This window comes from Paraburkholderia eburnea (assembly GCF_002917095.1).
Taxonomy (GTDB): Bacteria; Pseudomonadota; Gammaproteobacteria; order Burkholderiales; family Burkholderiaceae; genus Paraburkholderia; species Paraburkholderia eburnea.
This window is the reverse complement of record NZ_PQGA01000007.1, coordinates 88,451-103,236: the sequence shown is the minus strand read 5'-3', so window position 1 is coordinate 103,236 and position 14,786 is coordinate 88,451. Positions and strand designations below refer to the sequence as shown.

Annotated in this window: 15 protein-coding genes; 9 read left to right on the top strand and 6 right to left on the bottom strand. The window is 59.8% G+C overall.

Annotated elements, in window-relative coordinates; all coding sequences use genetic code 11:
• The first annotated feature begins 135 nt into the window (after window positions 1-135).
• From B0G62_RS15230 to B0G62_RS32185, 5 genes are all read left to right on the top strand, one after another.
• A complete protein-coding gene (locus B0G62_RS15230) occupies window positions 136-978 on the top strand; it encodes a TraB/GumN family protein (RefSeq protein ID WP_167401270.1) in 843 nt (280 codons plus the stop codon).
• A 342-nt stretch (window positions 979-1,320) separates the two neighbouring features.
• Entirely contained in the window at window positions 1,321-1,875 is a 555-nt protein-coding gene (locus B0G62_RS15225; RefSeq protein ID WP_103705039.1) for a hypothetical protein, read from the top strand.
• Window positions 1,876-2,493: 618 nt separating this feature from the next.
• Window positions 2,494-2,859, top strand: coding sequence for a hypothetical protein (locus B0G62_RS15220; RefSeq protein WP_146055297.1), 366 nt, complete (start codon window positions 2,494-2,496; stop codon window positions 2,857-2,859).
• Window positions 2,860-3,219: 360 nt separating this feature from the next.
• Complete coding sequence (locus tag B0G62_RS15215; RefSeq protein WP_103705037.1) at window positions 3,220-3,579, top strand: transposase; 360 nt, start codon at window positions 3,220-3,222, stop codon at window positions 3,577-3,579.
• 38 nt (window positions 3,580-3,617) lie between these two features.
• Entirely contained in the window at window positions 3,618-4,010 is a 393-nt protein-coding gene (locus B0G62_RS32185) for an IS3 family transposase (RefSeq protein ID WP_103705036.1), read from the top strand.
• 61 nt (window positions 4,011-4,071) lie between these two features.
• Here B0G62_RS32185 and B0G62_RS15205 read toward each other — a convergent pair whose 3' ends face one another.
• The 5 genes from B0G62_RS15205 to B0G62_RS15180 all read right to left on the bottom strand — a co-directional run bounded on the left by B0G62_RS15205 (window position 4,072) and on the right by B0G62_RS15180 (window position 8,475).
• Complete coding sequence (locus tag B0G62_RS15205; RefSeq protein ID WP_146055296.1) at window positions 4,072-5,652, bottom strand: hypothetical protein; 1,581 nt, start codon at window positions 5,650-5,652, stop codon at window positions 4,072-4,074.
• A gap of 152 nt (window positions 5,653-5,804) precedes the next feature.
• A complete protein-coding gene (locus B0G62_RS15200; protein WP_244193258.1) occupies window positions 5,805-6,218 on the bottom strand; it encodes a hypothetical protein in 414 nt (137 codons plus the stop codon).
• Between the two features lie 9 nt (window positions 6,219-6,227).
• A complete protein-coding gene (locus B0G62_RS15195; RefSeq protein ID WP_167401269.1) occupies window positions 6,228-6,806 on the bottom strand; it encodes a DUF2442 domain-containing protein in 579 nt (192 codons plus the stop codon).
• A 176-nt stretch (window positions 6,807-6,982) separates the two neighbouring features.
• Window positions 6,983-7,285: a hypothetical protein gene (locus tag B0G62_RS15190; RefSeq protein WP_146055295.1), complete on the bottom strand. Its 303-nt coding sequence runs from the start codon at window positions 7,283-7,285 to the stop codon at window positions 6,983-6,985.
• A 638-nt stretch (window positions 7,286-7,923) separates the two neighbouring features.
• Window positions 7,924-8,475 carry a DUF6471 domain-containing protein gene (locus tag B0G62_RS15180; protein ID WP_103705031.1) on the bottom strand — a complete coding sequence of 184 codons (552 nt, stop codon included), beginning with the start codon at window positions 8,473-8,475 and terminating at the stop codon, window positions 7,924-7,926.
• Window positions 8,476-9,409: 934 nt separating this feature from the next.
• Between B0G62_RS15180 and B0G62_RS15170 the strand changes: the two genes are divergently transcribed.
• A complete protein-coding gene (locus B0G62_RS15170; protein WP_103705197.1) occupies window positions 9,410-11,035 on the top strand; it encodes a methyl-accepting chemotaxis protein in 1,626 nt (541 codons plus the stop codon).
• A 76-nt stretch (window positions 11,036-11,111) separates the two neighbouring features.
• Here the strand turns inward: B0G62_RS15170 and B0G62_RS15165 are convergent, their stop codons facing one another.
• Window positions 11,112-12,212, bottom strand: coding sequence for an AGE family epimerase/isomerase (locus B0G62_RS15165; RefSeq protein WP_103705029.1), 1,101 nt, complete (start codon window positions 12,210-12,212; stop codon window positions 11,112-11,114).
• A 141-nt stretch (window positions 12,213-12,353) separates the two neighbouring features.
• Here B0G62_RS15165 and B0G62_RS15160 point away from each other — a divergent pair, with 141 nt between their 5' ends.
• From B0G62_RS15160 to B0G62_RS31685, 3 genes are all read left to right on the top strand, one after another.
• Window positions 12,354-13,040, top strand: a complete 687-nt coding sequence (locus tag B0G62_RS15160) for an MgtC/SapB family protein (protein WP_103705028.1) — start codon at window positions 12,354-12,356, stop codon at window positions 13,038-13,040.
• A 408-nt stretch (window positions 13,041-13,448) separates the two neighbouring features.
• Window positions 13,449-14,276, top strand: a complete 828-nt coding sequence (locus tag B0G62_RS15155) for a hypothetical protein (RefSeq protein WP_103705027.1) — start codon at window positions 13,449-13,451, stop codon at window positions 14,274-14,276.
• Window positions 14,277-14,476: 200 nt separating this feature from the next.
• Window positions 14,477-14,632, top strand: coding sequence for a hypothetical protein (locus B0G62_RS31685; protein ID WP_167401268.1), 156 nt, complete (start codon window positions 14,477-14,479; stop codon window positions 14,630-14,632).
• Window positions 14,633-14,786 lie beyond the last annotated feature (154 nt).

Here is a 14,786-nt window from a genome sequence, read left to right as displayed (position 1 = left end):
TACTTATTGCGAGGCTTCCGCCGCGGGCGGCTCACTTGGCTTTCTGCCTTCGGACACCGTACAGCGCTCGTTCTGCTACTGGTTTTCGCACACGCGGCGTTCGCTCAAGAACAAGGCGGACTGCTGTGGACTGCAGTGGCGCCGGGCAAGCCAACACTTTTTCTTGTCCCGACAATGCACACACTGGTTGAGGACAACGCGCAGCTTAATCGTACGCTCGAGGCATACATGGGGCGCGCGTCGGCGTTAGCGCTGGAGCTTCCGTTGCGTCCGCGCTCGCAGCAGGATATCGAGATGTACTTGAAGCATGCGCTCTACGTTGACGATGACACTCTGCTGCGACACATTGCGCCGGGCGACGAATCATTCTTTAAGAAATGCGCCGCAGATGCCGGTGTTCCGTTTGAGAAATTCGCTCGCGCGAAACCATGGTTCAATGCCTTCCACATCTATGCGCTCCCCACCCGAGGGGCAATCACGTACGCTGGTATTGACGTGCGGCTTGCAAACATCGCTCAGGCACAGAAAAAGCCGGTTCTCTACTTGGAGAGTCCAGGCGAGCAAGCTATGGAGTTGGATGGAATACCGAAAGAGAATCAAATTTCGATGTTGATGTACGCATGCCAGATTCTCGACGCCTCCTCCGCAAACGACACTCTACGGACCGACGAGCGGGGTTGGCTCCTTCAGGTGCAGCGCGCTTGGCAAGCCGGAGACGCGATGACGCTCGGCCGGCTCGCCGACTCTCCTATTCCCGGTCAACCTCCGGAATTGTTTGATGTGAGTAGGTACATTTATCGGGATGGGACCGACCGCTTCGTCCACGGCCTGTCGCAGGCAGGGCTTTCCGGGACGAGCGGTCCGATTTTGGTCGCCGTCGGCTTCGGACACTTCTTTGGAGCGGCGTCTCTACCAGAGCGCCTGAAAAAGGCTGGTTACACGGTTACGGGTCCCGTAGTCGACGTCCAAAGTCAGTGAGGTCGGGCCGAACTGGCAAATGTAGTCTCGCTGCAAACTTATGCTGCGTGTGCTTCACTTTGGCTCAGCGCATGTTGCCGCTCTCGGGAGCCGTCACAACGGCTCTTCGTATACGTAAGAAAATCTCGCGCAATCCCTATTTTTGTCTAAGATTTACCGAGCGCTACCATGTCCGTGCGCGGTTCTCACACCGTGACTTTGTACGGCAGGTCGCAAGATGAAGGGCTGGCGCGGTTTGTGCTGCTAGCAAGGTGATTTCGTCCCGTCTGTGGGCGTGTGCACATTTGGCCGACGCGCCGCGAAAATACAATAGTGTGGGGCGGCGCAATCTAGGAGCTGGTCATGGTCGACGAAGCGAGACACGATGGTGGCGGCGGAGCGAGCGACAGATGGTTTTCCACTCGCGTGGGTGGCGTGCAGATTGGCGCCTACGTGAGTGAATATGATGCACCAAAGGCGGGAATGACCATCTTTTGGGCCGCCAAGCTAGCATTGCCTGAGTTCATTCAGGTTGTGAGTGAAGCTGAGCGAACACTGGGTGCAAGTGCGCCAGACCGAGTTCTCATTGCATATGGTGAAACGAAGGAAACTCATCGAACGGCCAGTCTTGCTACGCGTCTCGCTGTTTTCGCGGCGCGTCCGGAGTTCGAGGCTTTTCGTGCGGAATTCGTCGTCCCGTCAGGGACAATCGTTGCTTGGGCCAACACTTCCGACATCAATGCAGCGCCCAAATCACCGAACATCGGCATCAGTATCCCGCCATCGATGTGGCCAGACTTCCGGCCGGTCGTTGTACACGGGATTATCCTCACAACACCTTTAGTTGGCGTCACCTCGCCGGCGATGGTCATGGGGGCATTGGACGAGATGTTTGCCGACGGAGCCACAGCACACTAGCGTGGAGACCTACCGTGAAACCCCGTTTCGTTGCCGGGTTATTTTATGTCAGCATGGAAGTTAGAGACCAATACGGGCCAGTAGGAACCATCACTCGCACTACTGCCTATGCTGAACACGTCGTGACAGTCGAGAACATCTCAACGCTGCCCCGTGACATTCATGTTTTTAGCTCTTTGCCTAGCGGGACCAGTCACTTGGAGTTCGCCAAGACGCCTCCAATCGATTCGTGGGACGAGCAGGTGATGTGCATTCCGAGTGGCTCACTGCGAACGGCCGTTTGCCCGGTGAGACGAAACGGTGCCCCGTCAGCCGCAAATGTTCCGTTTCAGCTTAACAGACTGCTTGAGCGACTTGGGGCCGCTGCCGTGTGGACGCCGATAGCGTCACGGGCTATTCCCTTCGATATTTTCGTGAAAGCGGGCTAGCTATTGCATCAACTGGGAAATAGATTACCGTGAGGCGATATTGATGGAACCTGGTAGTCTAGTGCTCGCAATAACGCCTCCTGGACTCGCTCTGCTGGTAGAGGCTGCGTCTCCACTAAATGAGCGTTTCTTTAGAAATAGCGTATCGAGGGACCTAACTCGAGCTGGTCACGCGAATAGCGGCGAGCTGTTGGAAGTGATGACCAAATCGAATAGAGCTGCAGCTGAATTGGCTGGTTTGGCTCCAACCTTTGTCAGTTGTTTTGCGACGAGTTTCTCCGTCATTAGTGAGCTGAAGCAAGGTGGGCTTTGGTGGATTCTCGGTTACGCGACGATTTTCGTGGTTTTTCTACTTATCGTTGTCAAGCTTATACACGGGAAGACTCTGTTCGAACTAGACGATGAGGCTGCGCTGTCGTTGCGTTTGAACTCCGGAACCCGGAAGTGGACTGCCGTTGAATTGTCATCTCGCGCGGTGTACGCAGCCAATATTTTGCTCATCGTCCTCACGTTCGCCGTCTTCTTCGCGACACGACATAGTTCCGCTCCGGCGTGAGGGCGGTTGGTCATACCCAACGAAGAATTAAGGACGTCTTTGACAGCGCTCAACTTAGTTGCCCGTTGGGACTTGGGACACAGTTTGTCTCTGCATCGGGGTTCGTAGATATCCATCGCGCAAGGGACTATTCAATTTCACGAAGGGCAAGAAGTCTGAGCCGCTCTTAGCTCTATTAGTCTGGTAAGAGTCGCAGTCGCTTCGTCTCCAGTCCGTTTGCAAAGCGGTCATTCAAGCCTTACCTTCAATCGCCCGTCGCACATAACAAATTCATCGACCAATAGACCGGCACGTAGTGACTGCGGCCACCCTTGGTTAGCTGCGCCGCGGCCTAACGCGAAGAATCTGTAAGCATCTTCCTTGTCCAGCATTTCGCGCAGCAAAGATTCTCGTCTCTCTGACCTGCTCCCCGAGATTAGTACGCTGACGGTGTTGAGTCCGTTCCAACAAGGAGCGGTCTTGAAGAAGCGATTCAATGAAGAACAGATTATTGGTGTGCTGAAGGAAGGCGAGGCAGGCCTGAAGCCAGCGGAACTGTGCCGCAAGCACGGTATTTCGGAGGCGACCTACTACAACTGGAAAGCGAAATTCGGCGGCATGACGGTTTCCGACGCACAGCGTCTGAGGGAGCTGGAGCAGGAGAACAACAAGCTCAAGCGTCTGTTGGCCGAATCGATGCTCGACAACTCTGCGTTGAAGGACCTGCTGTCGCGAAAATAGCAAGCCCGCAGGCCAAACGCGAGGCGGTCCAGATATTGATGACCGAACGCGCCATGGGTGTCACCCGGGCCTGCGGGCTGGTAGGGATTTCTCGCTCGCTGTTTCAGTATGAATCGCGCCGCAAAGTCGCCGACGAAGAGCTGACTGGCCGGATGATGGTCATCGCAGCGCAAAAACGTCGCTATGGCTATCGCCGGATTCACGTACTGTTACGACGCGAGGGCTGGCTGGCAAACCATAAGCGCATCTGGCGGCTGTACAGCAAGGCGGGGCTGAGTGTGCGCAAGCGCAGACGCAAACGCATTGCTGCTGTCGAGCGCAAACCGCTGCCGGTGCCCACGGGGCCGAACCAGAGTTGGTCTGTGGACTTCGTCAGCGAGTGGCTGGCCTATGGTCGGCGCTTTCGTTGCCGGAACGTGGTCGACGATTAGCGTCAAGCGTCTCCATTCCTTATTGAGCGGCGTCTCGAGCCTGATTGTTCTCACATGCCCTTTAGGACATACCGTTGAGCCTACCACCGCGCGTGCGCTGGGCGGTTTGCACAGCGTCTCGCACCTTTTCGATGCTGTCCTTATCCGCTTTCGCGACTACCAATCCGTGAGTTGTTCGTGCTAACGAGGCACCCAAATTAGCTTCATTTCCTAGGTTGATGCGGTGGTGCCAAAATCGGCGTTCGACTAGCTCATTGATACTCAGGTTGTCCCACATCCACTCAAAGGTGCCCGATAGGTGTCGTTGCACCTGCGCTTCCCTCGATTGGTGTGCGAAGAGGTCGCATGACCAGATACCTCGGAGGACATCTGTCCATTCGATAACTTTCTGGTTGTCGCTTCGATATTTGCTCAGGAACCGCTCCAAGCCTTTCCACATTATGGCGAGTAGTCGCGGCTCGCTGGTGTTGACGTCAGCGGCCACTTCGTCTCGTGCCTGTACGTCTGCATCGCGTGCCCGTGCTTTGGCGTATCGCTCCATGTTCAACAAGCGCCGATTGACGCCTCGAATGGTTTGACTTGGCCTTTGGCGCCAGCGAGTCAAATAAGGTACAAGCCATTCAAGAATCACTAGCGCCGCATTCAACTGCGGTGTGGTTTCATAGAGAATGGTCGGAATTCCGACCCACATGTGCTCTTGCCCGGGAAAGCGTGCCCAGATATAACGACCTTCGAAGGGGCCTTCCATGAGCAGTGCGTTGTCAATCCGCGCGGCTGTTATGCCCTCAAATTGCTCTGCAGCTTGTGCCCAGCGTACAAAATCGCCCCCCTCTTTGAATAAGAGCGGCACCTTGATTTCTTTCTGAGTGCCTTCGACACGTGCCGCAGGCGGGTCCATCAGCATGACTTGCAGGGTGTCGCCTGGAGGAGCGAAATAGGTCATCGCGCATGCTTGTTCAGTCGGGAAGACCGTAGTTGGACTCGATGCGCCTGCGTGCAGCCACCTAACTGCTGCCAGTTTGCCGGCTTGATGGAGGCCCTTCTTTAAGTCCCCATTGTCTACGTCGGAAAATGACCCCTTTGCCTCCACGCAGGCCCAGACGCCTGTATCGAACTTCACGAGGAAATCGGGGTTTTCTTCTTCGTATGCGATTCCAGCCATGAAGTGCGACGCTTCTTTGGTCAAGACGCCGTAGTGCCAGAATTCTTGAATATTTCCCAGGCCGCGTGCTTGGCCCCAGAGACGAGTAGCGACTCGCGCATACAGCATCCCCAGCAAGAAAGAGTCAGCCGACTTTGCAGTCTTTTCAATTATCGAAGCAAACGGTTGGAGAATCCACTCCGGATTCGGAGGGGGCGATTGCGTTAAGAGAGTTAGAGTTAAATCCAATTGCGCTCGGAGGTGCGCCTGAAGCGCCGCCCTGTCACTTGCCGAAAGGCTCGGCATAGGTCCGATGTTGGAACCATAACCAGAGTCCAATGCATCTGCGATGAGTTGTGCTTGGTTGAGCAACGGACTGGGTAACGGCGCGTTTGCTGGGGCCATTGGTGCAAATTGAAGGCGAAAATCCGATGGTTTCTTCGAAAAGTCGAGTGCTAGAGCCGGTGCGACTGGGACGATAAATTCGACTATATTTGGCATAGTTTTGGTCGATTTGCTTTCTAAACGTCAACGGTGAGGCCACTCGCGCATCATCGAACGCGTCGGAGAGGCCCGCGAATAATCCGTGACATTGTGCATTGGCTTTCTTCGTTTTTGAACACCTCGCGAACGTCTGAATATGAAGACCTTTGCTATTCCACGCGCAAATTGCCTCTCAGTACGTTGAGCGCGATGGTTACCGCGCTGTCTTCGGGGTCGTATCGAACGCCCTCGGTATCCCACGGCGGCAGCCGACTTATGACGCGTGCATGCGCTTCGCCATTGTGTGCGTACACATCGAGGCGTATCAGCGGCTCGGCTTCTGCGTCTTCGACGTCTTTGCTATCAATGAGAACCGTGAAACATGCACCGCTCGGAGCGGGCGTCACATACTTCGCTGAGCCCAGTTCCAGCAGTCTCCACGTCTCTTCAAGGGGCGAGTATGGCTCTCGGTCATGCGGCGTGACACTTCCTTCGATAACGCACAATTGCGTGAGTGAAGTCACGTCGCCCGCGAACTCCCCGTCGTACACCGATATTTCGAGCAAGTGTTTGGCATCTGACATGCTGAGCTCCTACCACGCAAGCAATAATCGCAGCCGCTCTATCAACCAATCAGTTTCCAACTCGCTCGTCCACGCCTTACCTTCAATCGCTTGCCGCACGCGCCTGAGCGTCATCTCACGCGAATTCTCCGGGAATCTTTCAGCGTCCTTCAGGGCTTTCGCTACCAACTGCTGCGCGAGGTCCTCACAGACGTCCCACCGGGCGTATCGTTCGCGAGCCGTCAGGCCGGCGACAAATCGTCCGGCAATTTTCCGCACTGCAAGTTTCGGCTGTGCTCCTGCCAAAGAGGTGGCCGAACTGTTGGCAGGAAAGTCGTTCGGTATTCGCGCGCTTAGTCCCTCCTCAAGCAAGAGCTGCTCGGCATCGTGCATCAGCTCAACCACATTGATGTCTTGGCCTGCCTGGCCCCAATGCAACCGTGCGCCTGCTTCGCAGACCTGGACCGCGTTTCGCTCCTCTGGTGTCGCCGCCAGTAAGCGGGGATACCATTTCCAGGGGATTCGAAATCTGCGCTCATCCGCGAGCGCGAGCATGAAGTCATCCGCATTTGCGGTTACCGAGACTGCCGCGAGGTCGTCGTGTTCCATGATTGAGTCTTCGTCGGTACTCATCGGCCACGCTGGCCGGGAGACGCAATGCGATAGCGCGCGCCTCGCCGTCGCGATTGCAGTGGCGACTTATCGTCGAGTGAGCACCTGCGTGCCACGAGCAGGTCGAAAATCAGCTCGGGTGGCAGGAGTGTCGGATGGCTGAACGCATTACCTCAACTGGTGCTATCGCTGTCAGTTGCTTGCGGTAGCTGGGTGGACAGGATGACGACACGTTCCGGCCACTGCTCTTCAGTTTCTGGATTCCAGCCAATTGAGTGGCGATGTTCGGTCGGATGGTAGGCGCTCGAAAGGAGTCCATCGACCAACCTGTTGCGCTCCGATAGCCATACGTCAGTTACGACGTATGCGTGATTGAGCTCGTCGGCATCGCTCACATCGGGAAACGATACGAGGTAGAGAATGACCGCGTCCGGGTCGGCGTTTTGCAGGCAATGCAGCATGTCCCGGATTCTCACGATTGAATCTCCTTCAGCTTCCGTGCAGCGTAGCGTCGGCAGCGCGGAACGTTTCGATGGTCCTCTCTCTGACGCCGCGCGCCAGTTCGAAGGCCGTAAGGACGGATACGCTCGGCATTTGCGGGCTGTTAGTGACGACCCAATCAGCGAGAGTCTCCGCGGTTCGTAGTTGTTCCTCTGTCGCATTGATGGCGGCTAGTCCAATCCGTACCACCTCACGGGTCGGATGGAACTCCGCCTCGAGTTTGTGACCATGCATCTCGGCCAATTCTGCGCAGCAAAGGTAGATGGCGTCGAAGGCGCATCTGATTCGTGAGTGTGGCGACAGACTCCGGTTGTGGGCGTCCCGCAGATGCGCAGTGCTGCCAGCGATGCGTGGTCTTTTGCGCTCAATTTCGGTGGGCTTCTCGCGAATGAGGCGGCCGAGCAGAAACCCGAAGGCCGCACACGCGACAGGAAGGCCGAGTAGCCAAAGAGCTTGTGGGAGCAGCAACGCTTTCTCGGATGGCGAGGGGGAGCAATGACGCGAGCGTTGGAGTTTGACTTTTTGCTCGCAGTCTCAGTAGTTCTGCGTGTGAAAACGCACGCAAAACTACTATAGACGGCTTCGCGTTTTATGCAAGTAGATATGCGCGCGTTCAGCGCGCTGGCGTGGCGCCAGCGAGCGCCGCGTCGTTTAGAGACGACGCGTCTACAAACATGTGCGCAGCGGACATCCGACAGACAGCCGCACATTGCAGGAAGAGGGAGGCAGAGAAGGTTCCGCCCAAAATCTGGTCGTCAAGCGAATCAGCCTGCATCGCTACGCCAATTTCCGCCAGGCGAGAGGTGAGTTGCTGGCTGCTTAGCCACGGTAACTGGGCTAGTTCTACTTTCAGAACGGCGCAGGCGCGCTCTTCCCACGTTGAATTGGAGGTCAGCGCCGTTTGCCAGGGGGGCGGGCAGTCCGCCTGTGATGCTGCCAGTACTTGGAGGAAGAAGCTGAACCGGAACGTTCCACGCTGGATTTTCCCTTCGACGGACCTCGCGGACTCCGTGACGCCAATGTCACCAAGCGCTCGCGCAAGCTCCGCGTAGCTCATATCCCGGCGAGCAAGCACCACGCGCATCGCACGGGACGCGAGCTTCGACCATGTCGGGTCGAGACTGTCATCTGATTTCGCAGAATTTGCTTGCAAAGTTGCTGACATGAACTAATGTTCGTGTGTGAAAACACACGCGCCTTTCAAAAGAAAAAAACTTAGAGGGGCTGCCGACACACAGTACTTCCGCGCCAGCTTAAGCCGGCGTCGAAGTTTGTCCGACGGAGCTAACCGTGCGCCTAACCATGTACCTCGGGCTGGAAGGCGTGGTCTTTGCCCGACACAGTTCTATTCGTCGTTCTCATGCAGAACAGTACTTTGAGACTTTGCCCCTCCTGCACGCGCTGGCCAGAATCGCTTCAAAACAAACGGACTTCGCAATTGTGCTCAACAGTTGGCTCGTCGTCGACTTTGGCTAACCGCGTAACAGTGGAGCAAGACGCGTCGGTTAGCGCGACAGAACGGAATCGAGCGCTTTTGGGTGGCCTTGAGGGCAACTCCATGGCCGTGGCGAAGGCGAACGCGCGTAAGCAACGCGATGAGGCCGACCAGCAGCGCGAAGCGCAGGCATATGGCCTGACTTCTGATGATTCAGCCCCGCCTGCTCCAGAGGTTCCCGTGTCTCTTCCCTTTACAGAGAGTTCTGAAGAGGAGGAGCTCTTCCGGTCTCTCGGGTTGTAGGCCGGCGCGTATACGTAACTTTGTATCTTTTCGACGCCGCGAAGTCCGATGGCTGTCTGCAAAGTGAGAGTGAAGCTGGTATCGACTAACTCTTTGATTCGTCGGGCTGTATACGTAACTAAGAGTTGGTATACGTAATTAATGTAAGTCCACAAGTGCCTACGAAGATTGTTGCGGGGAATAGCAGGAATCAGCGGAAAACATGCTTTGTTCGTTTCCGAAACGATCTGTCGCCTTTTTGACGCGGAAAATTCATGCTTTTAGCCTCAATACAACGTTTGCCGATGCCGTAAACGCAGTGCAGGCGCACGCGATCACATGCGGGCGCTCTACCTACTCACTGCCACCCCAGGTGTTCAAGATGTTCAGCAAGATCAAGGTCGCATCCGGCCTTCTATGCGTTCTAGTCGCATTCTGCGTGCTTCAGCTCGTGACCGCGGGCCTCGGCTTCTGGTCGCTTACCCGCACGCACGACGACGTCAAGGATCTCTCCAAGGTCGCGCTGCGCCAGGCGAGCGCCGCCAACGAAACCACCCAGCATTTGATGGATGCGCGCATCAACCTCTCGCGTGCAGGCACCCGCCTGATCCGTGGCGGCGGCGCGGCGCCGACCGACATCATCGGCCACGCCCAGGAGCAATTGAGCGCAGCCGACCAGTCGTTCCAGGCGCTCAACGCCGTCGAGCCGATCAACGACGAAGACCGCGCGCGCGTCGCCGCGCTCGGCCAGCGTTATCAGGTCTACCACAAGGCGCTCGCCGAACTCGTGGACGACCTCAACGGGAACAACATCCAGGCCTTCCTCGACCAGCCGACGCAGTCGTATCAGGACGCGTACCTGGCCGAATTGCAGGAATTCGCGCGTTTTAGCTCGGCGGCCAGCCGCAGCTCGCTCGATTCGATCGATTCGCGCCTCGCCGTGTTCCAGAGCGTGGGGATCGTGATTCTGCTCGGCCTGATCGCGCTCGCCACCGGCGTGCACCTCGGGCTGCGCAAGGGCGTGGTCGCGCCGCTCGAAGAAGCGGGCCGCCACTTCGAGCGGATCGCTCGCGGGCGCCTGGACGAAACCGTGAGCGCGCGCGGCGACAACGAGATCGGACGCCTCTTCCACGGCATTTCGATGATGCAGGCGAGCCTCGCGCGCACGGTCCACACGGTACGCGAGACAGCCAGCGGCATCAACGTGGGCGCGGACGAAATCGCCACCGGCAACGCCGATCTGTCGGCGCGAACGGAATCGCAGGCCGCTTCGCTCGAAGAGACGGCGGCCAGCATGGAAGAACTGACCGGCACGGTGCGCAACACCGCCGAAAACGCCCGCGAAGCCAACGCACTGGCCGAGGCCGCGCTCGACGCGACTTCGCGCGGCGGCGCCGTGGTGGGCGAGGTGGTCGAGCGTATGCACGCCATCGCGCAAAGCTCGGACAAGATCGCCGAGATCATCGGCGTGATCGACGGCATCGCGTTCCAGACCAATATTCTCGCGCTCAACGCGGCCGTGGAAGCGGCGCGCGCGGGCGAGCAGGGGCGCGGCTTCGCCGTGGTGGCGGGCGAGGTGCGTGGGCTGGCGCAGCGTAGCGCGCAATCGGCCAAGGAGATCAAGACGTTGATCAGCGAGTCGGTTTCGCAGATCCGTGGCGGCTCGGAACTGGTCGAGCGCGCGGGCGAATCGATGCGTGAAGTGTCGACATCGATTTCGCGCGCCACGCAGATGATGGCGGGCATCAGCGCGTCCTCGCTCGAACAGAGCGCGGGCATCGATCAGGTGAATACGGCGGTGTCGCAGATGGACCAGATGACGCAGCAGAACGCGGCGCTGGTCGAGGAAGCGGCGGCGGCGGCGGCCTCGCTGCATCAGCAGACGCGCCAGCTTGCCGAAGCGGTCGCGGCATTCGAGATTTCGCCGGCCGTGCTGGCCGAAGGACGCCATCTCGCCGAAATGAGCGCGTCGCGCAAGGAGCCGGACGGCGCTTTCGCGACGGCCTGAGTGTTTCAGACCGGCATCGCTTGAGGATGCTTGAGGAGGTTGAAAGGGCGGCACATGACGCATGTGCCGCCCTTGTTCATTTGCGCGCCGCGTTTTCCAGCGCGCTATAGGCCGTGAGCAGGTGATACGGCGTGGTCGAGGGCATATCCGCGCGGGCGACTTCGCCATTCGCGCTGCGGCATTCGACCCAGCCTTGCGGCGTCAGAAAACGCCCGGAGAACTTCCCGATCTGGCCTTCCAGGGTTGCGCGCACAACGGTTTCGTCGTGCGTGGCGATCGCGCGCAGATACTCCGTCTGCGCCCAGATGCGCTGCGTGGCGTCCGTCACGCGTCCGGTTTCGTCGACAGCCGCCGCCACGGCGCCCGTGACCGGGTCCACGCCGTGCTTCACCGCAAACGCGAAGGCGCGCACGAGCGCTTCCTGCAGACCCGACGCGCCCAGCCGCTTTTCGCCCGCCTGTGCCGCGAGCCAGAACCATTCGAATTGATGCCCCGGCTCCAGCCGGTTGCCTGCCGCGCCGAGCGGCAATTCGGCGATGCAGCCCGTGGGCGCGTGCAGGAAGCCGCGCGCGAGCGCTTCGCAAAGCTGGGTGATGGCGGTGTCGAAGGCGGTGTCGCCGGTGGCGTCGCGAGCCACGAGCCAGGCCTCGGTCAGATGCATCAGCGGGTTTTGCAGCGGGCCGCCGTTGACGTTTGCGAACGAGGCGTCGAGCGCCGCGTGCAGCAGGCCGCCGGGCGCCTTGAAGCGTTCGAGGATCAGCGCAGAAGTTTCGCGCGCCGCATCGAGCGCTTCGCTCACGCCGAAACGCTGGCCGTAGGCCGAGCACGCGAACACCACGAACGCGTGCGTGTAGAGGTCCTTGGTGGTGTCGAGCGGCGCACCCTGCGGATCGACGCTGTAGAACCATCCGCCGTGCGTGCGGTCCGCAAAGGTATGGCGTAGCGAGTCGAACAGCGTATGCGCGTGCGCGGCGTCGTGCGCCTGCGAGAACACGAAGAGCTGGCGGGCGCAGGCCATGGCGCGGTAGCGCGTGTCGGGCAGGGGCGTTGTACCCGTGGCGTCGAGCGCCTCGTGCGGCAGGCGCAGTGCTGTATTGAAGCCCGCGCCGCGCCATAGCGGCAAGATGGTGTGGTCGTAGTGTTCGCGCAGACTGGCTGCGCTGCTGAATGCGTTCATGGAGTACGTGCGCGCGAAGCGAATACGGTGCCGCCGATTGTACGCCGCGGCGCCAGCCGTCTCGAATCGAGGACTTACTAAAGCTTGCACGCGGCTCGCACGCTTTTTAGAACGTTTAGAACGATGAGGAGAACGACAACCATGCTCAACAACTGGGAACTCATCGCGCGGCTCGTCATCGCGGCGGCGCTGGGCAGCGTCATCGGCTTCGAGCGCGAACGGCTTTCGTGGGCCGCCGGGCTGCGCACGCACATGCTGGTGTGCGTGGGATCGACGCTCATCATGATCGTCTCGGCGTTCGGTTTCGCCGATGTGCTCGGCACCGACCATGTCGTGCTCGACCCGTCGCGGATCGCGGCGCAGGTCGTGTCGGGCATCGGCTTCCTGGGCGCGGGCTCGATCCTGCTGCGCGGCGAGATCGTGCGCGGCCTGACCACGGCGGCAAGCCTCTGGTCGGTGGCGGCCATCGGCCTCGCGGTGGGCGGCGGCCTTTATACGGCGGCGATTGCGGCGACCTTGATCATCCTCATCATCCTCGCGGGCATCAAGCCGCTGGAGCGCCGCTTCATCACGTTCCGGCAGCGGCGGCAGATCTCGCTGCTGGTTCAGCGCGGCGCGCTCACCTTCCATTCGCTGCACGACGCGCTCGGCACCTCCAGCTCGCGCGTCAAGCAGTTCGTGGTGCAGCAAAGCGACGATTCGCCGGAGCTCGACGAGGTGATGATCGTGCTGGCCCGCGTGTCGTCGATGGAATACGAGGCGATCTGCACGGCGCTGCGCAAGCTGGACGCGGTCAAGGAGTTTCGCGAGGACGGGCCGCAGAACTGATGCGTCGATGCGTCATGGATACTTCACATTTTAGGGACGCACATCGGTAACGTTTGCGGCTAAGATGCCTGTCCAGGGTGCGTGGCCGATCGACGGACGCGCGTCCGAAGAGCGATCGCGGCTGTCGCGCTGCGGCCAGGCTAGACCGCCGCGCGACGCGAATTCATCCGAAGCGAGCCTCATCGTTGACCCATGGCCGATCAAGAAGATTACGCAGACCACGCAGAGAACGAATCGCCGGGTGCCGGGCGCAGTGCGCGCGGCACGCCTTCCCGGCGAGCCGCGGCACCTGACACCGCCGCGAATACCGCCCAGCCCGCCGAACCCACCCTCGACCTGTTTGGAGACGGCCCCGCGCCGGAGTTCATAGGCTCGACGCAGGGCACCAGTCCCAAAGTGAGCCGTGCAATGGCATCGCCCGCCGCGCGCCGCGCGGCGCGGCAGAAGACCGCGCCGCTGACGCAGGACGCGCCGGCCGACGCCACCGAGCCGTATTTTCACGCCGATACGGCGCAAGAGGGCGCGCCGCCGCAACCCGCCGCTGCGGCCGATGCGGTGGGTGATGCCGTGCCTGCGCCGGGCGGGCCTGAAGTCGCGGAACTGCCCGAACCGGCCAACGCAGCCTATACAGCAGATACAGCCGGCGAACAGCCCGACGTCGCGGCGCCGCCCGCAAGCGGCTTTTCCTACGCGCCGACGAGCGCGAGCGGAAGTCCGGCGCATTTGACATCGGTGGTTCACGCCTCGGACTTCGAGGCGGCGGTGCATGGCCCCGTGCATGCACACGCGGACAAGGCACCGTCGCCCGATGTCGCTGCCGAGCTGGCCGTGCAGGCGCGCAGAACAAAGTGGATGCTGACGGCGGCGGTGGCTGCGCTCGTGGTGACGACAGGCGTTGCGGTGGTGGAGACCACCATGTTGGCCAATTTCTCCACTGACGCGCAGGCGCAGCAGCAACGCATCGAGTTGTTGCTTCAGAACCAGCAGGCCGCACTCGACAAACTGACGGCGCGGCTGGATGCGCCGGTTGTTCAGGCGAGCGCGCCAGCCGCGCCCGTGATCGCCGCGCCGGTCGTGCCGACCCCAGCGCGCACGCAATCGGCCTCCGCTTCCGCACGCCGCGCCGAACGCGCAGCCAGGGTAAAAGCCGCCGAAAAGGCCGAGAAAGAAAAGGCGGCCTCACATGCCGCCAAAGCGCACGCGCAATCGGGCACGCGTCAGACGGCAAAAAACTGATCGCCGCCGCCATCTCTTTTGACCCCTAAAAAGCAGGATGCCTATGTGTTGCTTCAATGCAACGCACAGGTATCCTGTCCACGGGCTGCGACGCCGCGTCGCGGTTTTTTTGTTGCACTGCACTGGTGTTGGCTCAGGGAAAACCCTATAATGCTTTCAGTCAGGGAAAACCCTTAACTTCCGCCTAACCAGGAGTCATCATGAGCTTTATCCTCGCACTGCTCCAGAAGGTGGACGACTTTTTCGCGTCGCCCTACCTGCCGATGGATGCTGATTATTCGTACGCTGCGCGTAGCCGCGAAGCCGAACGCATCCGCCGCTCGCACTACACGCCGTTCGGTCTGCCGCGCGACTAAGCTGTTCACCGCTGGGAAAGATCTGACCGCAATCGGAGCGGATCGAACAGGCGCCTGATGTGCCGTTCGGGAGTTCCACCGCCCATCTGCTGGTCGATCGAAACGAAGCGAACGAAGCCGGTTCTTGTGAAAGAGCCGGCTTTGTTGCGTCTGG